Source organism: Microbacterium sp. TW_SC_2 (assembly GCF_055361165.1).
The window spans coordinates 2572201-2596247 of the sequence record NZ_CM143952.1; the positions used below are offsets into that span (position 1 = coordinate 2572201).

Here is a 24047-nt window from a genome sequence, read left to right on the forward strand (position 1 = left end):
GCGTCTTCTCCACTCTGTCACGATGACCGGGGTCCGAAGGCCTCAGGCATGGCGAAAGACTGCAGAAAACAACTGCTCCACAAGCATACGGCATCGATCCGGTGGAGCCGAACCGGGATCGCGAACTGCGTCGTCGCCGGGCTCCCCCCGCGGAGGAGAACCCCCGCCGGGGAGGAGCCTCTCGGCGTGAGCCTCCGCCGGAAAGCGAGTTCTCCTCCCGAGCCGTGGAAAGGGAGCGCCGCGACTCAGAACAGCTGGCGCCAGTTCGCCCGGGCGAGGTCGAGCAGTTCATCGCCGCGTCCCGACATGACCGTCCGGATCGCATACAGCGCGAAGCCCTTCACCTGCGCGGCCTCGATCGCCGGCGGCATCGACAGCTCCTGGCGCTCCGTCACCACGTCCAGCAGCGCGGGGCCATCGTGCGCGAGTACCTCGCGGACGGCATCCGGCAGGTCCTCGCTGTTCTCGACGCGTCGGGCGAAGATCCCCATCGCCTGCGCGATCGCCGCGAAGCTGGGGTTCTCCAGACCGGTGCCGTATGTGACGAACCCTGCCGCCTTCATCTCGAGCTCGACGAAGTTCAGCGAGGAGTTGTTCACCACGATCGTCTTCACCGGCAGCGTGTTCTGCGTGAGGGTCAACAGCTCGCCGAGCATCATCGCGAGACCACCATCGCCGGCGAGCGCCACGATCTGGCGGTCCGGATGCGCGACCTGCGCGCCGATACCGTGCATCAGCGCGTTCGCCATCGATCCGTGAGTGAACGAGCCGATCAGTCGACGGTTCTCGGTCATCCGCAGATAGCGCGCGGCCCACACCGTCGGGGAGCCGACATCGGCCGTGAAGATCGCGTCATCCGCCGCCTGCTCGTTGAGGAGGCGAGCGAGGTACTGCGGATGGATCGGGCGTCCGGCCTTGGTGGGCACGGCGAGATCGTCGAGCTTCGCGCGCGTCTTGCGGTAGTGCGCGGTGGAGTCGTCGAGGTGTCCGCGGTCCTTCTCGGCCAGACGGGGAAGGAGCGCCTCGGCGGTCGCTCGCACGTCTCCGACCAGTCCGAGATCGAGCGGATGCCGCTTGCCGAGCTGCTCGCCGCGGATGTCGACCTGGATCGTCGTCGCGTGCTCGGGGTAGAACTGCTCGTACGGGAAGTCGCTGCCGAGCACCAGGACGGCATCCGCCGACTCCATCGCGCGATAGCCCGAGGCGAAGCCGAGCAGGCCCGTCATCCCGACGTCGAAGGGGTTGTCGTATTCGATGAACTCCTTGCCGCGGAGCGCGTGCACGATCGGCGCGCCGAGCCGGTCGGCGAGCGCGAGGACCTGGCCGTGGGCGCCTTCCGCACCGGCACCCGCGAGGATCGTGACCTTCGAGGCCTCGTTGAGCAGCGTCGCGGCTTTCTCCAGTTCCGCGCCGCTGGGCACGACGACCGGGCGCGTGCGCTCGATCACCACCGCGCGGTCGTCGGCGATCTCGGCCAGCGCGACGTCGCCCGGGATCACGAGCACGGCGACCCCGCGCTTCTCGATCGCCGCACGCATCGCGATCTCGAGCAGCCGGGGCATCTGCCGCGGGTCGGCGACGTACTCGACGTAGACGCTGCACTCGCGGAACAGCTCCTGCGGGTGGGTCTCCTGGAAGTAGCCCGTCCCGATCTCGTTCGTGGGGATGTGCGCCGCGATCGCGAGCACCGGCACCCGCGATCGATTCGCGTCGTACAGCCCGTTGATCAGGTGCAGGTTGCCGGGGCCGCACGAGCCGGCCACGACCGCGAGGTCTCCCGTGGTCGCGGCATCCGCCGACGCGGCGAAGGCGGCGGACTCCTCGTGCCGCACGTGCACCCAGCGGATCGTGCCGTCCTTGCGGAGCGCATCCGTGAATCCGTTCAGCGAGTCTCCGGGCAGACCGTACACACGCTCGATGCCGTTGGCTTTCAGGGTCTTGACGATGTTCTCCGCGACGTTGGCCATGCTTCGACCCTACGCCCGCCTCGCACCTCCGTCGCCGGCCGAGCCCGTGCGCGTTGCCGAGCCGCCCGCTTCTGCGCGAGCGGCCCCTCTGAGTGCGTACTCAGAGGGGCCGCTCGCAGCGAAAGGGGTGGCTCGGCGAGGAGACGGCGCGCGAGACCGGCGGCACTCAGCCGATGCGGATGAGCTTCTTGTTGACGAACTCGTCGGCGGCGAGGTGCCCCAGCTCGCGCGAGGTGCCGCTGCGCTTGATGCCGCCGAAGGGCAGCTCGGGGCTGTCGGCGAGCACGAGGTTGACGTAGACCATGCCGGCCTCGATCCGGTCAGCCACGCGCGCGGCCTGCTCCTCGTCCGTCGTGAAGACGTACGACCCGAGGCCGAAGGTCGTGTCGTTCGCGAGGGCCACCGCGGCGTCCTCGTCGGCGACGCGATAGACGACCGCGGCCGGGCCGAACAGCTCCTCGCGGTACACGTTCATCTCGGGCGTCACATCCGCGAGCACGGTCGGTGCGAAGAACGCGCCGTCCCGCGTGCCGCCGGTGAGCAGCGTCGCCCCCTGCTCGACGGCCTGGTCGACCTGCGCCTGCAGGTTCGACGCGGCGGTCTCCGACGACACCGGTCCGAGCACGGTGTCGTCGAGCGTGGGATCGGTCGCCTCGACCGCCGCCATCGCCGCGGTGAACTTCTCGACGAAGGCGTCGTACAGATCGTCGACGATGATGAACCGCTTGGCGCCGTTGCAGGCCTGCCCGTTGTTGTCGAGACGCGCATCCACGCCCGCCTTCACGGTCGCGTCGAGGTCGTCCGTCGAGAGCACGATGAACGGGTCGGAACCACCCAGCTCGAGCGCGACCTTCTTCAGGTGACGCCCGGCGATCTCGGCCACCGCCGCACCGGCGCGCTCGGAGCCCGTGAGGGAGACGCCCTGCACACGCGGATCGGCGATCATGTCGGCGATCTGCTCGTTGGTCGCGAGCACGTTCTGGTACGCGCCCTCCGGGAATCCGGCGTCGTGATAGATCGCCTCGATCGCTGTCGACGACTCCGGGCACTGCGGGGCCGGCTTGAGCAGGATCGTGTTGCCCACGATCAGGTTCGGGGCGGCGAAGCGCACGATCTGGTAGGCCGGGAAGTTCCACGGCATGATGCCGACGAGCGGCCCGAGCGAGGAGCGGCGGATGATCGCGGAGCCGTCTCCGAGGATCGCGATCGGCTGATCGGCCATGATCGCCTCGGCCTGGTCGGCGTAGTACTCCGCGATGTCCGCCGCGAAGTCCACCTCGCCCAGCGCGGCCTCGCGGGGCTTGCCCATCTCGCGCACGAACACGTCGGCGAGCTCCTCGCGGCGTTCACGGTGCAGCTCCGCGGCCCGACGCAGCAGCGCGGCCCGCTCCCCCACGGTCGACGAGCGCGACCATCCGCGGTGCGCCTCGTCGGCCGCTGCGACGGCGTGCTCGATCTGCGCGTCCGTGAACGTGTCGTAGGACGCCAGCGTCTCTCCGGTGGCGGGGTTGATGACGGCGTAGTCGGTCATGTCGTGTCCTCTCGTGTCGATCGGATGCCGGTCAGGAGACCGGGATCAGCGTGTACTTGGTGGACAGGTACTCGTGGATGCCCTCGAAGCCGCCCTCGCGCCCGACGCCGGACTGCTTGACGCCGCCGAAGGGAGCGGCCGCGTTCGAGACCACACCCACGTTGAGACCCATCATGCCGGTCTCGAGGGCGTCGATCATCCGCTGCCCGCGCTGCAGGCTCTCGGTGAAGACGTACGACACGAGGCCGTACTCGGTGTCGTTGGCGAGGCGCACGGCCTCCTCCTCCGACTCGAAGGTCGCGATCGCGAGCACGGGTCCGAAGATCTCCTCACGCAGGATCGCACTGCCGGCGACGACGTCGGTCAGCACGGTCGGCTGGTAGAACGTGCCGGTGCCCTCCAGGGCCTTGCCGCCCGTGAGCAGGGTGGCGCCGCGTCCGACGGCCTCGTCGACGAGTTCGCCGGCCTTGGCGACCGCATCCTCATCGATGAGCGGGCCGATCGCCACGCCCTCCTCGGTGCCGCGACCGATCTTCATCGCGTTCACGCGCTCGGTGACCCGCTTGGCGAACTCGCCCGCGACGTCCTTGTGCACGATGAAGCGGTTCGCCGCCGTGCACGCCTGGCCGATGTTGCGGAACTTCGCGGCGAGCGCGCCGTCCACGGCCTTGTCGAGGTCGGCGTCGTCGAACACGACGAACGGCGCGTTGCCGCCGAGCTCCATCGACACCCGCAGCACGCCCTCGGCGGCCTGGGCGATGAGCTTGCGCCCGACCTCGGTCGACCCGGTGAAGGACAGCTTGCGCAGCCGCGGGTCGGCGATGATCGGCGCCGAGAGCGCGCTCGACTTCGACGTCTGCACGACGTTGACCACGCCGGCCGGAAGACCTGCCTGCTCGAGCAGCGACACGAAGAAGATCGTCGTGAGCGGCGTGAGGGCCGGGGGCTTGATGACCACGGTGCAGCCGGCGGCGAGCGCCGGCGCGATCTTGCGCGTGGCCATCGCGAAGGGGAAGTTCCACGGCGTCACGAAGAACGACGGGCCCACCGGTCGCTGCGAGACGACCATGTGCCCCGTCCCCTCGGGGTTCAGCCCGTAGCGGCCGTTGATGCGCACGGCCTCCTCGCTGAACCAGCGGAGGAATTCGCCGCCGTAGCCGACCTCGCCCCGGGCCTCGGCGACCGGCTTGCCCATCTCGAGCGTCATGAGGAGCGCGAGGTCCTCCTTGCGCTCCTGCACCAGGTCGAAAGCACGGCGCAGGATGTCGCTGCGCGTACGCGGCGCCGTGGCCGCCCAGGCGTCCTGCGCCGCGACCGCCGCATCCAGCGCGCGGATGCCGTCACCGGGCGTGGCGTCGGCGATGGTGCGGATGACTGCTCCGGTCGCCGGGTCGTGCACGTCGAACGTGCCTCCGGTCTCGGCATCCGTCCACTGTCCGCCGATGAAGAGGCCGGTGGGGATGCTGTCGAGCAGAGCCTGCTCGGCCGGTGCGATCTGAGTGCTCATGTTTCTCTTTCTCTGGGGAAGGGGGATCAACGACGACGCAGGCTCGGCGGAGCGTCGGTGCCGAGTGTCTCGCCGCGGAAGAAGGCCGGGCGCCGGATGAAGTTGACGATCATCACGACGATGCCGACGACGATGATGAGCATCCCGAGGATGAAGACGATGCCGACACCGCCGATCTGCGAGCCGGAGCCATAGGCCGGGTCCATCGAATCGATCAGGGTGGTGAAGAACAGCACCGCCAGGATCACACCGCCCACGAGCGGGAACAGGAACGTGAAGAACACGTTCCTCGTCGAGTCGAACCACTGCTTGCGGAAGTACCAGACGCACGCGAAGGCGGTGAGCCCGTAGTAGAAGCAGATCATCATGCCGAGCGTGAGGATCGTGTCCCACAGGGTGTCCTCGCTCACGACGCGCATCACCGCGTAGAACGCCGAGGCCACGATCGCCGAGACGATCGTCGCGTAACCCGGGGTGAAGAAGCGCGGGCTGACCTTGGCGAACGACTTCGGCAGCGCGCCGTAGTGCCCCATCGCGAGCAGCGTACGGGCCGGGCCGACGAAGGTCGACTGCAGCGAGGACGCGGAGCTGGTGAGGACGGCGAGGGAGACGAGGAAGGCGAGCGGGCCGAGGATGGGGCCGGAGAGGTGGAAGAAGACGTTCTCCTGGATGTCCTCGTTGCCGAGACCGAGCTCCCCGGTGCCGACGCCGGCGAACATGATCATCGCCACCGCGAGGAGCAGGTACAGCGACACGATCGTGAGGACGGTGGCCGTGGCCGCGCGGCCCGGCGTCTTCTCCGGGTCCTTGGTCTCCTCGTTCATGGTGAGGGTGACGTCCCAGCCCCAGAAGATGAAGATCGACAGCGAGAGACCGGCGGCGACGGCGCTGAACGACGTGATCGCGAAGGGGTTGAACCAGTTCAGGTCAAACGGCTGGAAGTCGAAACCGTTGCCGCTCACCGCCTGCACGATCGCGGCGATGGCGAAGAACACCAGGACGATGATCTGGAAGCTCACGAGCCAGTACTGCAGCTTCTGGGTCGTCTGCATGTCGCGGTACGAGACCCAGGTCGCGGCGAGCATGAACAGCAGACAGACGCCGATGTTGATGCCGGTGTTGCTCGCGAGTCCGGCGACGTCGGGGTTGCCGCTGATCTGCGAGATCAACAGGAAGAGGAAGTCCACCGCGATACCGGCGAGGTTGGAGAGGACGAGGATGGTGGCGACCACCAGGCCCCATCCGGCCATCCACCCGATCCACGGTCCGAACGCCCTGGTCGCCCAGGTGAACGAGGTGCCGGAGTCGGGCATGCGGTTGTTCAGCTCGCGGTAGCCGAAGGCGACCAGCAGCATCGGGATGAACCCGACCAGGATGATGGCCGGGATCTGCGGGCCGACCGTGGAGGCCACGGGGCCGACCGCGGCGGTGAAGGTGTAGGCCGGGGCGATGCACGAGATGCCGATCACGATGGCACCGATCAGCCCGACGGTGCCGGCGCTCAGCCCTTTGCTCGAGATCCCCGTGGTCACTGCTGCGGGCTCCGTCGCCCGGTTGCTGCTGCTCATCAGCGGTCTCCTGCTTCGGCGCGCGTACGCGGGACGACGATCATCGGGACGGGCAGCTCGTGCAGCATCTTCGCTGCGGTCGAGCCGAGGAACAGGCGGCGCGGCTGCGCGAGCCTGCTCGAGCCGACGAGGATGACCTCGCCGGGAAGCCAGGACAGGTGGGCGACAGCATCCTCGACCGTGTCGCCGGGGGCCTCCTCGATCACCGCGCCGAGGTCGCCGGGCAGGATCTCCTGCGCGACCGCGAGCACGTCGTGCGCGTGGGTGGTGCCGGCCAGGCGGATCGCACCGGTGTCGAGACCGGGCGGCACGTCGAAGGGCACGAGCGACACGAGGCGGAGCCCCACACCGGCGGAAGCCGCGACCGAGGTCGCCTCGTCGAGCAGGTTGTCCGCGCCGGGGCGGGTGCCGACCGCGACCGTGACCCGCGGGATGACGTGGTCGTCCTGACCCGCCGTGCCGGCGGGGGCGAGGGCGACCGGGATCGTCGAGGAGTGCAGCAGCTCGGAGGCGACGCTGCCGAGCCGGTGGCGTCCGAAGAGACCGCCGCCGGCGGCACCGACCACGATCAGACGGGCGCCGAACTCCTCGCCGGCGGCGATCAGCCCCTCGGCGAAGGACTCCGCGAAGCGCACGTGACCGCTGCGGGTCAGCTCCGCCGGCAGCCGGACGAGCGCGGCCTCGAGCCACTTCTTGCCCTGTCGGCGGATGTGATCCTCGTAGGCGCGCTCGGGTGGGACCGCCGCGCTGCGCGTTCCCTCCGTCGGCAGCACGATCACCAGGTGCAGCGTGGCCCCGAGGCTGCGCGCGAGGCGAGCCCCGAGCGCCGCCGCGTCGGCTCCGCTGTCGGTCGCCGTGTAGCCGACGACGATCGCGCCGGTCATCACCGGCTCGCAGCCGTGTCGCCGCCGGCGCGGCTCGACTCGACGATCTGCGAGGCGACCAGGCGCCCCATCCGGATCGCGCCGTCGACGTGCTGGTATCCGGCGCCCGCGATGTCGCTGCAGGCGAAGTGGAGGGGGCCGACCGGGGTGCGCAGGTCGGCGCCGTAGCGGTGCAGACCTCCCATGTCGAAGCTCGCGGCGTAGGCACCGCGCGTCCACTCCTCGCTGCCCCAGTCGCTCTCGTAGTAGACGACGGGGTTCTTGGCCTCGGGTCCGTAGTAGTGCGAGAGCGATTCGAGGATGCGCTCCTTGCGCTCCTCTGCCGACAGCGCGAACAGGTCGTCGGCGTTGTGGTCGGAGACGAAGCCCACCAGCGTGCCCCGCGTGTCGCCGTGGTTGGTGTTGTCGTACGCCTCGTGCGATAACTCATAGGGGCTGAACGCGGTGCCGCTGAGGCCCTGCTCACGCCAGAACGGACGGTCGTAGACCGCATGCACCTTGATCACGAAGCCCATCGAGATGTGCTGGTGCAGCTGGTGCTGGCGGCGGGGAAGCGGCGGCACGAAGGCGATGCGGCTGTACAGCACCGGTGCGTGCGCGAGGATCGCGAACCGGGCGCTCACCGTGAGGTCGTCGGTCGTGGCGGTGACGCCGTTCTCGCTCCATTCGAGGCTGCGCACCGGCTGGTTCAGGAGCACGTCCTCGCCGAGGCGCTCGGCGAGGAGCACCGGCACCTGCTGCAGGCCGCCCACCACGCGCTTGTCGAGGATGAAGTCCGCGTCGACCAGATGCGAGTAGGAGCCCGCGGATGCCGCCATCAGGAGCGACTGCAGCAGCGAGAAGGAGTGCGTCGGCTTGGTCAGCATCGCCGAACCGGTCGCGAAGGCGAGGTTCAGCACCGCCTCGTCGTCGTCGGTCTGGGCGCGCAGCCAGGCGTCCCACGTGATGGAGTCCCACTCCGCGGCCTTCGGGTGCGCCCAGGGGCGGTCGGGGTCGATCTCCGCGACCATGGCGTCGAGGCGCTCGGTGATCTCCGCGATGACCCGCTCGGTGTCGGACGAGACCGGGAACATCTCCCCGGTGAACCGCGACGCGACCCCGTCGGGGCCGACGTACACGCTGTCGCCGTCGCGGTAGCGGCTGAAGGTCTCGAGCCCCAGCTCCTCGACCGTGTCGATCAGCGCATCCTGATCGGGCGAGACCCACTGGCCACCGATCTCGAGCATGGCGCCGTCGATGACGTCGGTCCACAGGCGTCCTCCGACGCGATCGCGTGCCTCGAGGACGGCGACCGAGAGGCCGGCCTTCCGCAGGTCGTTCGCCGCGGTGAGCCCTGCGGCTCCGGCGCCGACGATGAGCACGTCCCGGGTGATCTCAGCCATCTGCTTCTCCTTCGTTGGGATGAATGTGCCGGTCGCGACCCGACAATCCCCCGATTGGGGTCGCGACCGGACGTGTGAGGGGGTCGCGCGGGGCGACCGGGTCGTCACTCCCTGGCGGCGAGCGCTTCCGCGACGACGTCGAGACCCTCGTGGAGCAGGGCGTCTCCGATCGCGAGAGGAGGGAGGAAGCGGATGACGTTGCCGTAGGTTCCGCAGGTGAGCACGATCACGCCCTGCGCGATGCAGGCCTTCGCGACGGCAGCCGTGAGCGCGGCGTCCGGCGCCTTCGTCTCCGGATCCACGAACTCGGCGGCGATCATCGCGCCGTGTCCGCGGATGTCGCCGATGCGGGCGTCCTGCTCCTGCATCCGGGAGAGGCGCTGGGTCAGGATCGCGCCGATCTCGCGAGCACGCTCGATCACGCCGTCGTTCTCGAACACGTCGATCGCGGCGAGCGCTGCGGCGCAGGCGATCGGGTTCCCGCCGTAGGTGCCGCCGAGACCTCCCGCGTGCGAGGCGTCCATGATCTCGGAGCGGCCGGTGACCGCCGCCAGCGGGAGTCCTCCCGCGATGCCCTTGGCCGTGGTGATCAGGTCGGGCTCGATGCCGAAGATCTCACTCGCGAACATGTGTCCGGTGCGGGCGAAGCCGGTCTGCACCTCGTCGGCGATGAAGACCACGCCGTTCGCGCGGCACCACTCCACGATCGCGGGCAGGAAGCCGTCGGCCGGGACGATGAAGCCGCCCTCGCCCTGAATGGGCTCGATGATGACGGCGGCGAGGTTGTCGGCGCCGATCTGCTTCTCGAGCTGCAGGATGACACGGGCCGCCGCCTCGGGCCCGGCGAGACCGTCCCGGAACGGGTAGGACGTGGGCGCCCGGTAGACCTCGGGGGCGAACGGCCCGAAGCCGCTCTTGTAGGGCATCGACTTGGCGGTGAGCGCCATGGTCAGGTTCGTGCGGCCGTGGTAGCCGTGGTCGAAGGCGACGACCGCCTGGCGACCGGTGAACTTGCGAGCGATCTTGATCGCGTTCTCCACCGCTTCCGCGCCCGAGTTGAACAGGGCGCTCTTCTTGGCGAAAGCACCGGGGGTGACCCGGTTCAGCGCCTCGGCGACCTCGATGTAGGACTCGTAGGGCGAGATCATGAAGCAGGTGTGCGTGAACTGCGCGGCCTGGGCGGCCACCGCGGCGGCGATCTTCGGGTGCGCGTTGCCCACGGTCGTGACCGCGATGCCGGATCCCAGATCGATCAGCGAGTTCCCGTCGGCGTCCACCACGACGCCGCCGCCCGCGGCCACGGTCGCGACCGGCACGGTGTGCCCGACGCCCGCGGCGACGGCATCCGCCTTGCGGGCGAGGATCTCGGCCGAGCGCGGGCCGGGAAGAGCGGTGACGAGACGTCGCTCCTGAGGAAGTTCGGGTCCGCCCAGGGGAACGGCAACAGCAGTGGTGTCGAGGAGAGCCATGCCGCGAGCGTACGGCGACGCCGCCGCGGTGCGCATTCGCCGGACTGTACAATCTGGAGGAGAGTTCTGCCGCCGCGTACACTCCGGCGCAGGGTCGAACCACCTCCCGGGCGGAGGCCGACGGCGGAACAGGACGGGAGCGACATGGAACAACCCACCCTGCGCGTCCTCCTCCGGCGCCGCGACCTCGGACTGCGACTGGTGTCGCCGGAGGGATCCCTGCTCGAGGGCGCGCTGGACCGTCCGCTGCGCTGGGTGCACAGCTCCGATCTCGCCGACCCCACCCCCTTCCTCGCGGAAGACCTCGTCCTGCTCACGACCGGGACGCAGTTCGACGACACGGATGCCGCCGACACCTACGTCGCGCGACTGATCGATCGTGGGGTGCTCGGGCTCGGCTTCGGCACGGAGGTGCATCGCGCCGGCATCCCCGACGAGCTCCTCGCCGCGTGCGCGGAGCGCGGTCTGCCGCTGTTCGAGGTGCCGTATCGCACGCCGTTCATCGCGGTCGCCCGCGCGCACTCCGAAGCCATCGCGGCGCAGGCCTACGCGCGTCGTTCCTGGGCTCTCGACAGTCAGCGCGCCCTCGCTCTCGCCGCGCTGCGTCCGCACGGGCTGAGCGCCACCCTCACCGAGCTCGCGCGCCGGCTCGGCGTCTGGGCCGGGATGTTCGACGCCGCCGGTTCGCTGCTCTCCGCCCACCCGCGCGACACGATCGATGCCGGCGCGCTCACCCTCCTCGGCGATCGCGTCATGGAGATCCTCACGCGCGGGCTCGAGGCAGGGCAGTCCCTCACGATCGGCGAGGAGACGTTCATGCTGTTCACGATCGGCCGCGGGGGCCACCTGCGCGGGGTGATCGCGCTCGCGACCGATGCTCTCGACCAGGAAGCGCGCTCGGTCGTCACGTCGGTGATCGCGATGTCGGGTCTGGCCATGGAGCAGAGCGCGCAGCTGGCGCGCAGCCGTCGACGTCTGCACACCCAGCTCCTCGGCTCCCTGCAGGAGGACGATCCCGGCCTCGCGCGCCGCGTTCTCGGTTCGCTGCCGCAGGCACCCGTCCTGGTCGCGGTGGCCTCGGACGCCCCGGCCGGAGCGGTCGCGGACTGGTGGGAACGCCAGCGCACGGAGCACGGCACTCCCTTCTTCCTGGCCGAGTCCGAGGACGGCCTCACGCTCTGCGTCTCGGCGACGCAGGACGGGCTTCTCGACGAGCTGGCCGAACGCTTCGGCATCCGTCTCGGCGTCTCGGAACCGGAGGGCTACGACGCGTTCTCCCGCGCGCACGCCCAGGCCCTCGCGGCGCTGCGCCAGCGCGGCGCGGCGGGAGCCGAGCGCTATGCCGACACCGTGGGATCGAGCATCCTCAGCGCCCTGGCCACCGACGAGGCGCGTCTGGTCGCGGAGTCCCGACTGGCACCGCTGCGCGCGCAGGACGCCCGCACCGGGGGCGAGCTCGAGCGGTCGCTGCGCTGCTGGCTCGAACACGACGCCCGCGCGGAGCCGGCCGCCGCAGCCCTCGGGGTGCACCGGCACACGCTCCGGGCGCGCATCGCGTCGGCGGGCGCGCTGCTGGGCAGCGATCTGTCGTCGTTCCCCGCGCGCGCCGAGCTGTGGGCCCTGCTGCAGACCGCCCGCGACTGAACGTCAGCCGTTCACCCCTCACCCCGGCGCGTGCGCCTCCAGGAACTCGTAGACGTCGGTGGTGTCGACGCCGGGGAACGAACCGGTCGGCAGCGTCGCGAGCAGCGTGCGCGGCGTCTTCACGTTCGGCCAGGAGTGCTCGCGCCAGCGCTCCTCCAGGTCGGCGGGCGCCCGGCGACAGCACACCTCGACCGAGTGCTTCGAGACCCCGCGGTGCACGGTGTCGCGCCCGACGAACCACTTCGTGTCGTCGAAGCGCACCCCGACGCTGACCGAGTGCAGTCCCTCGCTGGATGCCTCGACGCGGGCCGTGCACCAGTAGGTGCCGTTGCCCGTGTCGGTGTACTGGTAGTACGGATTGAAGCGGTCGTCCTCGTCGAACACGACGCGGCTCGTCCACCGGCGGCAGCACATCTGCCCCTCGATCGCACCGAGGCGGTCGGTCGGGAAGTTCACGTCGTCGTTCTCGTACGCCTTCGTGATCGTGCCCGACTCGTGCACCTTCAGGAAGTGCACCGGGATGTCGAGGTGCCGGGTCGCGAGGTTGGTGAAGCGGTGGGCCGCCGTCTCGTACGACACCGAGTAGGCGTCGCGCAGATCCTCGATCGAGATCGATCGCCGCGCCTTCGCGTCGATCAGAGCGGGCACCACGTGCGCCTCGGGGATGAGGAGCGCGCCGGTGAGGTAGTTCGTCTCCACCCGCTGACGCAGGAACTCGGCGTAGCTGCGGGGCTCGGAGTGCCCGAGCATCCGGCTCGACAGCGCCTGCAGCACCGCCGTGCGCGCATCACCCTTGGCCGGGACACGGCTCGACAGGTACAGCCGCCCGTGTGCGAGGTCCGCCACGCTGCGCGTCGTCTGCGGCAGGTCAGGCGCGTAGTGCAGCGTGAATCCCAGGTGGGCGGCGATCTCGGATGCCGTGCGCTGCGTGAGCGGCCCGCCCGGATGCCCGACGGCGCGGAGGATCTCGGACGCCGTGGTCTCGAGGTCGGCGAAGTGGTTGTCCTGACGCCGCATCAGGTGCCGGAGCTCCACATTGGCCCGGCGAGCTTCCTCGGGGGTCGCGGCACGTTCGTCCCGCAGGCGATCGATCTCGCCCTGCAGCGCGAGGAGCGCTTTGAGAGCCTCGGTCGGCATGCTTTTCGCGATGCGGAACGGCTCGATCCCGAGCGCCTGGAACGTCTGCCCCTTCATGGCGCGCTCCAGCGCGATCTCCACGGCGCTGCGCTCGTCGAGGGGCTCGCCCTCCAGCAGCGCGTCGATCGTCACCCCGAGCGAGCGGGCGATCGCCTGCAGCTGCGTGAGCTTGGGCTCGCGTTTGCCCGTCTCGACCATCGAGAGCTGGCTCGGCGCCCGCCCGACCGCCGCCGCCAGGTCTTCCAGGGTCATGCCCCGCGCGGTGCGGAGCTGACGGATGCGCCGGCCGATCGTGAGGGAGTCGGCGTCTTCTTCGCCTGCGGAGGTGCTCATGGCGGCGATTCTGTCACAGAAACAGAATTTCGTGCGATCTTCTCTCCCGGATCGGTCAGCGGATGGCCGGAACTTCACACACAGTGGGAACACGCCACACCGGCATCGCCGCCGGATCGACCGAGGAGACACCATGACGAACACCACAGGAACCCCCGCACCCCGCCCCGCCGGCCTGCGCGCCGGCGACCAGGTGCAGACGGCGGCCGAGCTGCAGGAGATCTGGGACACCGATCCCCGCTGGGACGGCGTCGAGCGCACGTACACCGCCGACGACGTCATCCGCATCCGCGGCTCGGTCCGTGAGGAATCGACTCTCGCCCACCGCGGGGCCGAGAACCTCTGGAACCTCCTGCACACCGAGGACTACGTCCGAGCGCTCGGCGCCTACACGGGCGGGCAGGCCGTGCAGCAGGTGCGCGCCGGACTCAAGGCCATCTACCTCTCCGGCTGGCAGGTCGCCGCTGACGGCAACCTCGCCGGCCAGACCTACCCCGACCAGTCGCTGTACCCGGCGAACTCGGTGCCGGCGGTCGTGCGGCGCATCAACAACGCCCTGATCCGCCAGGACCAGCTCGAGCACGCGGAGGGAGCGATCACGCAGGACTGGCTCGCACCGATCGTCGCGGATGCCGAGGCCGGGTTCGGTGGCCCGCTCAACGCCTACGAGCTCGCCCAGTCGCTGATCCAGTCGGGTGCCGCCGGCATCCACTGGGAAGACCAGCTCGCGAGCGAGAAGAAGTGCGGCCACCTGGGCGGCAAGGTGCTCGTGCCGACCGCACAGCACGTCCGCACGCTCAACGCCGCGCGTCTCGCCGCCGATGTCGCCGGGGTGCCGACCGTCATCATCGCCCGCACCGACGCTCTCGCCGCCGACCTGCTCACCAGCGACGTCGACGAGCGCGACCAGGCATTCACCACCGGCGAGCGCACCACCGAGGGCTTCTACCGGATCCGCCCCGGCATCGAGTCGGTCATCAGCCGCGGCCTCGCCTTCGCCCCCTACGCCGATCTGCTCTGGGTCGAGACGGGCGAGCCCGACATCGCGCTCGCCCGGGAGTTCGCGGCGGCGATCCACGCGCAGTTCCCGGGCAAGCTGCTCGCCTACAACTGCTCGCCGAGCTTCAACTGGAAGAGCCACCTCACGGATGCCGAGATCGCGACGTTCCAGCAGGAGCTGGCCGATCTGGGCTACAAGTTCCAGTTCATCACCCTGGCCGGCTTCCACGCCCTGAACCACTCCATGTTCGATCTCGCCCGCGGCTACGCCGATCGCGCCATGAGCGCGTACGTCGAGCTGCAGGAAGCCGAGTTCGCCGCCGAGGCCGACGGCTACACCGCCACCAAGCACCAGCGCGAGGCGGGCACCGGCTACTTCGACGTCATCTCCACCGCGCTCAACCCCGACAGCGCGACCCTCGCCCTCGCCGGTTCCACCGAAGCCGCACAGTTCCACTGACCCGCATCCTTCGTCTCGCTCCGCTCGCTCAGGAGCCGTCCGCCCACCGGGCCGGTTCCTGAGCGAGGAGCGCAGCGACGAGACGAAGGGCCACCACACCGCAAAGGACTCACGATCATGACCACTCCCACCGCTCCCCCGACCACCGCGCCGATCCCGACGACCCAGCAGGGTCCCGCGATCACGATCACCGGACCCCTCCGTGAGCGCTACGACGAGATCCTCACCCCCGAGGCGATCGCGTTCCTCACCGAGCTGCACCACCGTTTCGCGTCGCGCCGCCACGACCGGCTCGCCGACCGGATGCGCCGCCGCTTCGAGATCGGCAACGGGCACGACCCGCGCTTCCGCGACGACACCGCCCACATCCGCGACGATGCGCAGTGGCGTGTCGCCGGCGCGGGCCCCGGGCTCGAGGACCGCCGGGTCGAGATCACCGGGCCGACCGACCCGAAGATGACCATCAACGCTCTGAACTCCGGGGCGCGGGTGTGGCTCGCCGACCAGGAGGATGCGACCAGCCCCACCTGGAAGAACGTGATCGAGGGCCAGCTCTCGCTGCGCGACGCCATCCGCGGCGAGCTGAGCTTCACCTCGCCGGAGGGCAAGGAGTACCGCGTCACGGCGGAGCGCACCCCCACGATCGTGATGCGGCCCCGCGGCTGGCACCTGCCGGAGAAGCACGTGCAGTTCACCGACCGGGCGGGTCGGCGCACCGCGGCATCCGGTTCCCTCGTCGACTTCGGGCTGTACTTCCTGCACAACGCGCAGGCGCTGATCGACGGCGGCCGCGGTCCGTATTTCTACCTCGCCAAGATCGAGTCCAGCGAAGAGGCGAAGCTGTGGGACGACATCTTCACGTTCAGCGAGGAGTACATCGGCATCCCGCACGGCACGGTCCGCGCGACCGTGCTGATCGAGACGCTGCCCGCGGCCTTCGAGATGGACGAGATCCTGTACGAGCTGCGCGACCACTGCGCCGGCCTCAACGCCGGGCGCTGGGACTACATCTTCTCGATCATCAAGAACTACCGCGGGCGCGGCGCCCGCTTCGTGCTCCCGGATCGCAGCGAGGTCACCATGACCGTGCCGTTCATGCGGGCCTACACCGAGCTGCTCGTGCAGACCTGTCACAAGCGGGGTGCCTTCGCGATCGGCGGCATGAGCGCTTCGATCCCGAACCGGCGCGACCCCGAGGCGACGGCGCGGGCGATCGAGAAGGTCGCCGCCGACAAGAAGCGCGAGGCCGGGGACGGCTTCGACGGCACCTGGGTGGCCCACCCCGACCTGATCCCGACGGCGCAGGCCGAGTTCGACGCGGTGCTCGGCGACCGACCGAACCAGGTCGACCGCCGGCGCGACGACGTTCACGTGCAGGCGGCCGACCTGCTCGACCTGCACATCGGACGGCCGATCACCGCCCAGGGGGTGCGCGACAACGTCTCGGTCGCGATCCGCTACCTCGAGGCCTGGCTGCGCGGGCTGGGCGCGGTGGCGATCGACAACCTGATGGAGGATGCCGCGACCGCCGAGATCAGCCGCTCGCAGGTGTGGCAGTGGATCCACCAGGACCGCACCACGCAGGAGGGAACGCCCATCACGGTCGAGTACGTCGAGGGGCTGATCCGTCAGGTGCTGGCCTCCACGACCCGCAGCGCGGGCGACCGCTTCGACGATGCGGCGGACATCTTCCGCGAGGTGTCGCTGCGGGAGGACTTCCCGGCGTTCCTGACGCTCGGCGCGTACGCGAAGCACCTGATCGACGAGGACTGACCCTCCCCGGTCGGCCGAGCCCCCGATCTCCGTCCACGCGGCGGCGACCGGGGGCTCGGCGCTGCGATCCGATCGGAGCCCGCCGTCTCCGGCGGTCGTAGGCTGGGTCCATGACAGACGCGTGGACCGGTATCGCCGGCGAGTTCCTCCACCTCTACCCCCGCGGAAACCGCCTCCTGGCGGTCGCCGGAGCGGATGCCGGGCGCTCGCGACGCACGGCCGACGATCTCGCGGCGGCTCTCGAGGCCGCGGGGCAGCACGTCGAACGCGCGCACACCGAGGACGGCGAGCTGACCGCACTGCGCGCGGAGGTCATCACCCCCTTCCGGACGGCACCGCAGGACGGTCGAGTGCTGGTCGTCTCGGGACCCGCCGCGTTGCTGGACGAGTCCGCCCGCGGCATGTGGAACTTCACCCTCTGGCAGCTCGCGGGCGACGAGGCTCCGCACAGCGTGTCCTCCGCTCTGGTCGACGTCACCGACCCCGACGCCCCCACCCGCCGCTTCGCCGACTACTGCGCGCTGCCGGCCTCCTTCGGAGCCTGACCGGCGCGGGCCGCCGGAGGCCGGGTCACGCGAACGAGCTGGCCACCGAGTTGCGGTGGTAGTCGAAGACGATGCTCGTGCGCGTCGAGGCGACGCTGCTCTGCGCCGACAGGTGCTCGAGCACGAACTCGCGCATCTCCGACGAGTCGGCCACAGCGATGTGCAGCAGGAAGTCGTCATCGCCGCCGAGGAAGAACACCTGGATCACCTGCGGCAGGACTCGCACACGTTCCGCGAACTCGACGATGCTCTCCCGCCGCCCGCTCGGGCGCAGCGTCACGCCGATGATCGCCTGCAGTCCGGCGCCCAGCATCCGCTCGTCCACGCTCGCGTGGAATCCCGTGATCACGCCGCGATCGATCAGCGACCGCAGTCGCGCATGCGCGGTCGACGGGGCGACGCCGAGGGTGCCGGCCAGCTCGGCGTTCGTCATCCGCCCGTCGCGACTGAGCAGCCGCACGATCTCGGCGTCGATCGCGTCGAGCGCCGGCGCCCGAAGAGTCTTCGGCCCAGCGGCCCGATCTGCCTCATCCATACGAAGCATTATTCAGGATTTCCTCTCGACACGAATCTTCACCAGAGAATCTGTTGGAGCGCCGACGTTTCTGCGATTCTGTCTTCACGCACGCCCGCACTGTCCCCCCGGACGCGACACATGGAGGATCGATGAAGATCGGCGTACCGACCGAGGTCAAGAACAACGAGAACCGGGTCGCTCTGACACCTGCCGGAGCCGACCGCCTGGTCCACGAAGGACATCGGGTGCTCGTGCAGTCCGGCGCCGGGCTCGGCTCGAGCATCACGGATGACGCGTACCGCGCCGTCGGTGCCGAGATCGTCGACTCCGCCGCCGAGGTGTGGGGCGCCGCCGATCTGCTGATCAAGGTCAAGGAGCCGATCGCCCCGGAGTACGGCTTCCTGCGCCCCGACCTCACCCTCTTCACGTACCTGCACCTCGCCGCGGACCGCGCCCTCACCACCGCTCTGGTCGATGCCGGCACCACCGCCGTGGCGTACGAGACCGTGCAGCTCCCCGATCGCAGTCTGCCACTGCTCGTGCCGATGAGCGAGATCGCCGGCCGCCTGTCTGTGACGATGGGCTCGTACGCCCTGCTGCGCTCGAACGGCGGCCGCGGCACCCTGCTCGGCGGCATCGCCGGCACCCCGCGCGCCAAGACGGTCGTGATCGGCGGAGGCGTCGCCGGAGAGCACGCCGCGGCGAACGCGCTCGGTCTCGGATCGAAGGTCACCGTGATCGACATCTCGCTGCCCCGTCTGCGCGAGCTCGAGCACCGGTACGGCGGCGCCCTCGAGACCCGCGCCTCGAGCCGCTACGACATCGCCGAAGAGCTCGCCACCGCCGACCTCGTGATCGGCTCGGTGCTGATCCCCGGTGCCGCGGCTCCCAAGCTCGTGACCGACGACATGGTCGCGACGATGAAGCCCGGCTCGGTGCTGGTCGACATCGCGATCGATCAGGGCGGATGCTTCGAGGGATCTCGTCCGACCACGCACGACGACCCGACCTTCGCGGTGCACGACTCGATCTACTACTGCGTCGCGAACATGCCCGGCGCGGTGCCCGAGACCGCGACGCGTGCGCTCACCAACGCCACGCTCCCCTACGTCTCGGCGATCGCGGGCAAGGGCTGGGACCGTGCGGCAGCCGACGACGCCGCACTGGCCAAGGGGCTGAACGTGCACGGGGGACGCATCGTGCTCGACGCCGTCGCTCAGGCGCACGGCTTCGCCACCGCCTGAGCCGGCGCCGGAGCGCACGATCGCTAACATCAGATTATGGAGCCGACGGCCGAGGGTGAGGTGGAGCGCTCGCTCCCGTTGCCCGCTCGGATGCTGTTGCGGCTGCTCGCGCACCTCGGCGCCGGACTCGCACTGACTCTCTTCTTGGGTTGGCCGCTGATACTCTTCGCGGCATGGCGCGAGTGACGAGACCGGGCGCGCCGAGGGCAGCGCAAAGGCGAGATGACCGAGAGCGTCGCGACGCGCCGGACGCGGACGCGGACGACGAGACAGAACGCACTCTCCCGCTCCCCGCGCGGATGGTGTTGCGGCTGCTCGCCACGCTCAGCGTGACGATCGCCGCTCTCGTACTGCTGGCGGGACTGTTCTCCGCGCTCATCAGCGGACCGCTGCTCCTGCTCTCCTTCTGGTGGGAGATCCGGGACTAGCCTCTGCCGGGCGCGCGCAGGCGGACCGCCGGAATCCGAAAGAACCGCGGATCTTGACGGCGACGCGCCCGGCATCCGGCGGGCCCACCCGAGTACGCTCGTAGTCGTGACCGAACGCGCTCCTCTCTCCCGCAAACTGTCCGCGATCGCCGAGTCGGCGACCCTGAAGGTCGACGCCAAGGCGAAGGCTCTCAAGGCCGAAGGCAGGGCGATCATCTCGTATGCCGCCGGTGAGCCCGACTTCTCGACGCCGCAGTTCATCGTGGATGCCGCGGCCGAGGCGCTCGCCGACCCCGCCAGCTACCGCTACACGCCCGCGGCCGGCCTCCCGGCGCTGCGCGAGGCCATCGCGGCGAAGACGCTGCGCGACTCCGGCCTCGAGGTTTCCCCGAGCCAGGTCATCGTGACCAACGGCGGCAAGCAGTCGGTCTACCAGGCGTTCCAGGCCGTGGTGAACCCGGGCGATGAAGTGCTGCTGCCCGCACCGTACTGGACCACGTACCCCGAGGCCATCCGTCTCGCCGACGGCACCCCCGTCGAGGTGTTCGCGGGAGCCGACCAGGACTACAAGGTCACGGTCGCGCAGCTCGAGGCCGCGCGCACCGAGCGCACCACCGCGCTGGTCTTCGTCTCGCCGTCGAACCCCACGGGCTCCGTGTACACCGCCGAGGAGACCGCGGCGATCGGCGAATGGGCGCTCGAGCACGGCATCTGGGTCATCAGCGATGAGATCTACCAGAACCTCACCTACGAGGGGGTCAAGGCCACCTCGATCGTGGAGGCCGTGCCCGAGGTCGCCGGCCAGACGATCCTCGTCAACGGCGTCGCCAAGACCTACGCCATGACCGGCTGGCGGGTGGGCTGGATGGTCGGTCCCGCCGATGCGATCAAGATCGCCGCGAACCTGCAGTCGCACCTGTCGAGCAACGTGAACAACGTCGCACAGAAGGCCGCGATCGCCGCCCTCAACGGGCCTCAGACCGAGGCCGAGCAGATGCGCGAGGCCTTCGACCGTCGTCGCCGCCTGATCGTGGCGGAGCTGTCGAAGATCGACGGCATCGTGGTCCCGAACCCCCTCGGCGCGTTCTACGTCTACCCCGACGTGCAGGGTCTGCTCGGCCGCACCTGGGGCGGCGTGACGCCGACGACCTCCCTCGAGCTCGCCGACCTCATCCTGGAGCAGGCCGAGGTCGCCGTGGTGCCCGGTGAGGCCTTCGGCCCGAGCGGCTACCTCCGCCTCTCCTACGCTCTGGGCGACGACGCCCTCCTGGAAGGCGTGCAGCGACTGCAGCGCCTGTTCGCCTGACGCCGGCGCCTGATCCGGCCGAGTGCCGGGTCAGGCGTCCGTGTCATTCCTCAGGTTGGTAGCCGATGAGCCAGCGGATGCCGTAGCGGTCGACCAGCGTGCCGTCCCAGTCGCCCCAGGGACGCCGCTGCAAGGGATCGATCACGCGACCCCCGACGGACAGATCCGCGAACCACCCGGTCAGGGTCGAGGCGTCCGCGGTACCGAGCAGCGACAGGAACATGCCGCTCATCTGCACCGCATCGTCGTCGATCCCGGCATCCGCGCCCGACAGCTCGACGACGCCCTGCAGCATCGCGTGACCGATCGCGTCGCTCGGACCGTCATGCCGGTCGAGCTGCGCATAGTCGAACAGCTTCAGCTCGCCGCCGAACACCGACTGGTAGTGACGCATCGCCTCCGCGGCGTTGCCGGGGAACAACAGGTACGGGATCAGTCCGCTCATGCGGCGAGTGTAGCCCGCGCGTTACAGGTCGACGCCGATCAGCACCGGCTCGGGCTGGAGCACGAGTCCGAACTCGGCGTGCACGCGGCTCTGGATGAAACGGGCGAGTTCGGCGACCTCCGCTGCGCGCGCTCCGCCACGGTTGGTGAGCGCGAGCGCGTGCTTGGTCGACACCGAGGCACGCGAACGCGGCAGCGAAAAACCCTTGCGGATTCCGGCCTGCTCGATCAGCCAGGCGGCGCTGACCTTGACGTCGGTGGGCTCGCGCCGGGGGACCTCGAAGACGCCGTCGTAGGCGGCGAGCGGGATCACGGTGACCGCATCGAGATCCGGCGCGACCGGCCACCGGGGGCACTCGGGCGGCAGCGCCCGGGCCACGGACTCCGCGACGATCGCGTTCTGGAAGAACGAGCCGACGCCGTGCGTGTCGGGGTCGTCGTCATCGAGCAGCATCCCCTTCGACGCGCGGGTCGCGAGGATGCGCTCGCGCACCCAGGTCAGCGGCACCGGGGTGTCGTCAGCGAGGCCCAGCGCCCGTCGCAGCTGCTCGCCGCGCACGACGCGCTCGTTCGCCACCACCAGATCGACCGTCACCGACAGGATCACCGCACGCCGCTGCGGCACGCTGCCGTAGTGGTGCTTGAAGACGGAGGTGCGGAATCCGAGTCCGAGCTCGGAGGCCGGGACGGTGGAGATCTCGCCGTCGCTCTCATCGATCAACTCGACCTCGACCAGGGTCTCCTGGACCTCCTGGCCGTAGGCGCCGATGTTCTGCACCGGGGAGGCTCCGACGGTGCCGGGGATGCCGGACATCGCCTCGAGACCCGCATACCCGTGCTCCACGGCGTAGGCGACGAAGGCGTCCCACCCATGACCGGCCTGCGCGCGCAGGCGGATCCGCCCCGCGTGCGGCGAGGGCAGTTCCTCGATGCCGGAGGTCAGGACACGGATGACGGTGCCTTCGAACGCCTCGTCGCCGACGAACAGGTTCGACCCGCCGCCCAGGACGAACCAGTCCTCGCCCCGCGCCCAGGTGTCGCGGAGCGCCTCGACGAGCTCCTCCGTGGTGCGGGCCTCGAGCATCCGCTCGGGTGCCCCGCCGGTGCGGAGCGTGGTGAGCTCGGCGAGAGGGATCGGTGCGATCTCGCGCATGTCGGATCGCCCCATCAGAGCGCGACGCGCAGCTGTGCCTTGACGAGCACCGTGGTCTCGGCGAACGTGACCTTCAGGTCGATACGGGCGGACTCCTCGTCGACCGCACCGACCGTCGCGAGCACGTGCACGTCGGCGCCGTCCACGGGATCGACCACGACCGGCTTGGTGAAGCGGACCCCGTAGTCGAGGATGCGGGTGCCCGGCTCGAGGGCGGCGACGACGACCGACGAGGCGATGCCCATCGTGAGCATGCCGTGCGCGAGGACGCCGGGAAGACCGACGGATGCCGCGACGTCGTCGCGGTAGTGGATGGGATTGAAGTCTCCGGATGCTCCGGCGTAGCGGACGAGCGATTCCCGGTCCAGGTGCACGGTGCGCTCGGCGATCGTGTCTCCGACGGCGTACGGCATCACTCCCCCTCTCCGACCAGCAGCACGCTGGTCGCGGTCACGACATGGGCGCCGTCGACATCGGTGATGTCGGCCTCGCTGGTGATCAGCGCGTTCCCGCCCATCGTGCGGATGCCGGTGACGCTGAGCCGGGCGACGAGCTCGTCGCCCGCGACGATCGGGCGCGAGTACGTGAACCGCTGCTCGGCGTGGATGGTGCGGGCGAGGACGATGCCCGAGTCCTCGAGTCCGAGAAGCTGCTGCAGCGTCAGATCCTGGATGACCATCGCGAAGGTGGGCGGCGCCACGACGTCGGCGAATCCGGCCGCACGGGCCGCCTCGACGTCGGTGTGCTGCGGAGCGTCGGCGAAGACGGCGCGGGCGAACTCGCGGACCTTCTCGCGTCCGACCAGGTACGGGGGCGTCGGCGGGAACTCCCGGCCGATCAGATCAGTGTTCACTGGCACCCCTCGATCCTACCGAGGGCCGTCGACACCCGCGGGGCCACTCAGGGCTTCCGCCGACCCCGCACCGCCTTGAGCGCCATCTGCAGGGCGATCACGACGAGATAGGCCGCGAACAGGATGTTGCCGACACCCGGCTCGATGAGCGTCGCGATCCACGCGCCGAGGGCGGTCGTGGTGCAGGCGGCGAGGCCGATCAACGCCGCCGCGAGCAGATCGACGTTGCGGTGACGGAGATTGCCGATGGTGCCGGAGATCGCGGTCGGGATCATCATGAGCAGCGAGGTGCCCTTGGCGATGAGGTCGCTGGTACCGAACACCAGCATGAGCACCGGCACCACGATCACTCCGCCGCCCACGCCGATGAGCCCGGCGAGGACTCCGGTGCCGACGCCCACGGCCAGCAGCCCGAGTCCGGTGAGCCAGCTCAGCACGAGCTCCGCATCACGGGAGGGGATCACGAGGAACAGCGAGACGATCACGACGACGAGGAATCCGACGAACCCCCACCGCAGGGCCGTCTGCGAGATGCGCGGGAGGAGGCGGGTGCCGATCTGCGCTCCCACCACCGCTCCCGCTGCGAGGATCAGCGCCGGCACCCAGGCGACGGAGCCCGACACCGCGTAGGAGATCACCCCGACGCTCGCGGTGGGCACGATCGCCGCCAGCGAGGTGCCGGCCGAGATGCGCTGATCGAAGTGCAGGAGAAGGACGAGGAGCGGCACGATCACGGTGCCGCCCCCGACCCCGAACAATCCGGAGAGGAGACCGGCGAGCAGGCCGATGCCGATGAACGCCGCGTACGCTCGCGGCCCCCGATTCCGTCCGGCGGCGACGTCGTTCACGCTTCGTTCCTCTCCCGCGACCGGTCGGCGGCCGCAGGATCTCCAGCCTACTCCC

At 69.9% G+C, this 24047-nt stretch carries 22 protein-coding genes; 8 read left to right on the forward strand and 14 right to left on the reverse strand.

Translation table 11 applies throughout. The annotated features are described in order from the left end of the window. Nucleotides 1–245: 245 nt before the first annotated feature. The 7 genes from poxB to gabT form a co-directional block, all read right to left on the reverse strand. Nucleotides 246–1967 carry a ubiquinone-dependent pyruvate dehydrogenase gene (gene poxB, locus ACWA14_RS12480; protein ID WP_463793977.1) on the reverse strand — a complete coding sequence of 574 codons (1722 nt, stop codon included), beginning with the start codon at nucleotides 1965–1967 and terminating at the stop codon, nucleotides 246–248. Nucleotides 1968–2133: 166 nt separating this feature from the next. Then, on the reverse strand, nucleotides 2134–3498 hold the full coding sequence (locus ACWA14_RS12485; RefSeq protein WP_463793979.1) for an NAD-dependent succinate-semialdehyde dehydrogenase: 1365 nt from the start codon (nucleotides 3496–3498) through the stop codon (nucleotides 2134–2136). Between the two features lie 31 nt (nucleotides 3499–3529). After that, entirely contained in the window at nucleotides 3530–5005 is a 1476-nt protein-coding gene (locus ACWA14_RS12490) for an NAD-dependent succinate-semialdehyde dehydrogenase (protein ID WP_463793980.1), read from the reverse strand. 26 nt (nucleotides 5006–5031) lie between these two features. Beyond that, entirely contained in the window at nucleotides 5032–6573 is a 1542-nt protein-coding gene (locus ACWA14_RS12495; RefSeq protein ID WP_463793982.1) for an APC family permease, read from the reverse strand. Beyond that, nucleotides 6573–7457 (reverse strand): universal stress protein, encoded by an 885-nt coding sequence (locus ACWA14_RS12500; RefSeq protein ID WP_463793985.1) that lies wholly within the window; start codon nucleotides 7455–7457, stop codon nucleotides 6573–6575. The genes ACWA14_RS12495 and ACWA14_RS12500 overlap by 1 nt, the downstream gene beginning before the upstream one ends. Then, the gene (locus ACWA14_RS12505; protein WP_463793989.1) at nucleotides 7457–8839 is read right to left on the reverse strand and encodes a flavin monoamine oxidase family protein; all 1383 of its coding nucleotides are present in this window, start codon (nucleotides 8837–8839) and stop codon (nucleotides 7457–7459) included. Before ACWA14_RS12505 ends, ACWA14_RS12500 begins: the two co-directional genes overlap by 1 nt. 104 nt (nucleotides 8840–8943) lie before the next feature. Next, nucleotides 8944–10308: a 4-aminobutyrate--2-oxoglutarate transaminase gene (gene gabT / locus ACWA14_RS12510; RefSeq protein WP_463793994.1), complete on the reverse strand. Its 1365-nt coding sequence runs from the start codon at nucleotides 10306–10308 to the stop codon at nucleotides 8944–8946. A gap of 144 nt (nucleotides 10309–10452) precedes the next feature. On the opposite strand from gabT, the gene ACWA14_RS12515 reads away from it, so the two are divergent. Beyond that, nucleotides 10453–11952 carry a PucR family transcriptional regulator gene (locus ACWA14_RS12515; protein ID WP_463793996.1) on the forward strand — a complete coding sequence of 500 codons (1500 nt, stop codon included), beginning with the start codon at nucleotides 10453–10455 and terminating at the stop codon, nucleotides 11950–11952. A gap of 18 nt (nucleotides 11953–11970) precedes the next feature. On the opposite strand, the gene ACWA14_RS12520 is transcribed toward ACWA14_RS12515, so the two are convergent. Beyond that, nucleotides 11971–13422 carry a helix-turn-helix domain-containing protein gene (locus ACWA14_RS12520; RefSeq protein WP_463793997.1) on the reverse strand — a complete coding sequence of 484 codons (1452 nt, stop codon included), beginning with the start codon at nucleotides 13420–13422 and terminating at the stop codon, nucleotides 11971–11973. 133 nt (nucleotides 13423–13555) lie between these two features. Here ACWA14_RS12520 and aceA point away from each other — a divergent pair, with 133 nt between their 5' ends. From aceA to ACWA14_RS12535, 3 genes are all read left to right on the forward strand, one after another. Next, nucleotides 13556–14881, forward strand: coding sequence for an isocitrate lyase (aceA, locus tag ACWA14_RS12525; protein WP_463793999.1), 1326 nt, complete (start codon nucleotides 13556–13558; stop codon nucleotides 14879–14881). A gap of 117 nt (nucleotides 14882–14998) precedes the next feature. After that, complete coding sequence (aceB, locus tag ACWA14_RS12530; protein ID WP_463794001.1) at nucleotides 14999–16654, forward strand: malate synthase A; 1656 nt, start codon at nucleotides 14999–15001, stop codon at nucleotides 16652–16654. 110 nt (nucleotides 16655–16764) lie between these two features. Further along, nucleotides 16765–17199: a hypothetical protein gene (locus ACWA14_RS12535; RefSeq protein ID WP_463794003.1), complete on the forward strand. Its 435-nt coding sequence runs from the start codon at nucleotides 16765–16767 to the stop codon at nucleotides 17197–17199. Nucleotides 17200–17224: 25 nt separating this feature from the next. Here ACWA14_RS12535 and ACWA14_RS12540 read toward each other — a convergent pair whose 3' ends face one another. Then, nucleotides 17225–17734 carry an Lrp/AsnC family transcriptional regulator gene (locus tag ACWA14_RS12540; RefSeq protein WP_463794005.1) on the reverse strand — a complete coding sequence of 170 codons (510 nt, stop codon included), beginning with the start codon at nucleotides 17732–17734 and terminating at the stop codon, nucleotides 17225–17227. A gap of 131 nt (nucleotides 17735–17865) precedes the next feature. Here ACWA14_RS12540 and ald point away from each other — a divergent pair, with 131 nt between their 5' ends. From ald to ACWA14_RS12560, 4 genes are all read left to right on the forward strand, one after another. After that, nucleotides 17866–18960, forward strand: coding sequence for an alanine dehydrogenase (gene ald, locus ACWA14_RS12545; RefSeq protein WP_463794007.1), 1095 nt, complete (start codon nucleotides 17866–17868; stop codon nucleotides 18958–18960). 36 nt (nucleotides 18961–18996) lie between these two features. After that, nucleotides 18997–19146, forward strand: coding sequence for a hypothetical protein (locus ACWA14_RS12550; protein WP_463794009.1), 150 nt, complete (start codon nucleotides 18997–18999; stop codon nucleotides 19144–19146). A gap of 113 nt (nucleotides 19147–19259) precedes the next feature. Next, nucleotides 19260–19388 carry a hypothetical protein gene (locus ACWA14_RS12555; protein ID WP_463794011.1) on the forward strand — a complete coding sequence of 43 codons (129 nt, stop codon included), beginning with the start codon at nucleotides 19260–19262 and terminating at the stop codon, nucleotides 19386–19388. 106 nt (nucleotides 19389–19494) lie between these two features. Beyond that, nucleotides 19495–20694, forward strand: a complete 1200-nt coding sequence (locus tag ACWA14_RS12560) for a pyridoxal phosphate-dependent aminotransferase (protein ID WP_463794013.1) — start codon at nucleotides 19495–19497, stop codon at nucleotides 20692–20694. A 43-nt stretch (nucleotides 20695–20737) separates the two neighbouring features. Here the strand turns inward: ACWA14_RS12560 and ACWA14_RS12565 are convergent, their stop codons facing one another. Genes ACWA14_RS12565 through ACWA14_RS12585 form a run of 5 tightly spaced genes read right to left on the reverse strand, consistent with a single transcriptional unit; the run spans nucleotide 20738 to nucleotide 23992 of the window. Next, nucleotides 20738–21139, reverse strand: coding sequence for a VOC family protein (locus ACWA14_RS12565; RefSeq protein WP_463794014.1), 402 nt, complete (start codon nucleotides 21137–21139; stop codon nucleotides 20738–20740). Nucleotides 21140–21160: 21 nt separating this feature from the next. Next, on the reverse strand, nucleotides 21161–22291 hold the full coding sequence (locus tag ACWA14_RS12570) for a UDP-N-acetylmuramate dehydrogenase (protein WP_463794017.1): 1131 nt from the start codon (nucleotides 22289–22291) through the stop codon (nucleotides 21161–21163). 14 nt (nucleotides 22292–22305) lie between these two features. Further along, on the reverse strand, nucleotides 22306–22704 hold the full coding sequence (locus tag ACWA14_RS12575) for a MaoC/PaaZ C-terminal domain-containing protein (protein WP_463794019.1): 399 nt from the start codon (nucleotides 22702–22704) through the stop codon (nucleotides 22306–22308). Beyond that, nucleotides 22704–23150, reverse strand: coding sequence for an FAS1-like dehydratase domain-containing protein (locus ACWA14_RS12580; protein WP_463794022.1), 447 nt, complete (start codon nucleotides 23148–23150; stop codon nucleotides 22704–22706). The genes ACWA14_RS12575 and ACWA14_RS12580 overlap by 1 nt, the downstream gene beginning before the upstream one ends. Nucleotides 23151–23191: 41 nt before the next feature. Next, entirely contained in the window at nucleotides 23192–23992 is an 801-nt protein-coding gene (locus ACWA14_RS12585; RefSeq protein ID WP_463794024.1) for a sulfite exporter TauE/SafE family protein, read from the reverse strand. Between the last annotated feature and the right edge of the window lie 55 nt (nucleotides 23993–24047).

Coding starts and splice junctions, on each gene's coding strand:
- ald (WP_463794007.1), top strand. CDS start 17,866: ATGAAGATCGGCGTACCGACCGAGGTCAAGAACAACGAGAACCGGGTC.
- ACWA14_RS12565 (WP_463794014.1), bottom strand. CDS start 21,139: ATGAGCGGACTGATCCCGTACCTGTTGTTCCCCGGCAACGCCGCGGAG.
- gabT (WP_463793994.1), bottom strand. CDS start 10,308: ATGGCTCTCCTCGACACCACTGCTGTTGCCGTTCCCCTGGGCGGACCC.
- ACWA14_RS12550 (WP_463794009.1), top strand. CDS start 18,997: ATGGAGCCGACGGCCGAGGGTGAGGTGGAGCGCTCGCTCCCGTTGCCC.
- ACWA14_RS12515 (WP_463793996.1), top strand. CDS start 10,453: ATGGAACAACCCACCCTGCGCGTCCTCCTCCGGCGCCGCGACCTCGGA.
- ACWA14_RS12575 (WP_463794019.1), bottom strand. CDS start 22,704: ATGCCGTACGCCGTCGGAGACACGATCGCCGAGCGCACCGTGCACCTG.
- ACWA14_RS12485 (WP_463793979.1), bottom strand. CDS start 3,498: ATGACCGACTACGCCGTCATCAACCCCGCCACCGGAGAGACGCTGGCG.
- ACWA14_RS12555 (WP_463794011.1), top strand. CDS start 19,260: ATGGTGTTGCGGCTGCTCGCCACGCTCAGCGTGACGATCGCCGCTCTC.
- ACWA14_RS12540 (WP_463794005.1), bottom strand. CDS start 17,734: ATGGATGAGGCAGATCGGGCCGCTGGGCCGAAGACTCTTCGGGCGCCG.
- ACWA14_RS12505 (WP_463793989.1), bottom strand. CDS start 8,839: ATGGCTGAGATCACCCGGGACGTGCTCATCGTCGGCGCCGGAGCCGCA.
- aceB (WP_463794001.1), top strand. CDS start 14,999: ATGACCACTCCCACCGCTCCCCCGACCACCGCGCCGATCCCGACGACC.
- aceA (WP_463793999.1), top strand. CDS start 13,556: ATGACGAACACCACAGGAACCCCCGCACCCCGCCCCGCCGGCCTGCGC.
- ACWA14_RS12535 (WP_463794003.1), top strand. CDS start 16,765: ATGACAGACGCGTGGACCGGTATCGCCGGCGAGTTCCTCCACCTCTAC.
- ACWA14_RS12495 (WP_463793982.1), bottom strand. CDS start 6,573: ATGAGCAGCAGCAACCGGGCGACGGAGCCCGCAGCAGTGACCACGGGG.
- ACWA14_RS12490 (WP_463793980.1), bottom strand. CDS start 5,005: ATGAGCACTCAGATCGCACCGGCCGAGCAGGCTCTGCTCGACAGCATC.
- ACWA14_RS12500 (WP_463793985.1), bottom strand. CDS start 7,457: ATGACCGGCGCGATCGTCGTCGGCTACACGGCGACCGACAGCGGAGCC.
- ACWA14_RS12570 (WP_463794017.1), bottom strand. CDS start 22,291: ATGCGCGAGATCGCACCGATCCCTCTCGCCGAGCTCACCACGCTCCGC.
- ACWA14_RS12520 (WP_463793997.1), bottom strand. CDS start 13,422: ATGAGCACCTCCGCAGGCGAAGAAGACGCCGACTCCCTCACGATCGGC.
- poxB (WP_463793977.1), bottom strand. CDS start 1,967: ATGGCCAACGTCGCGGAGAACATCGTCAAGACCCTGAAAGCCAACGGC.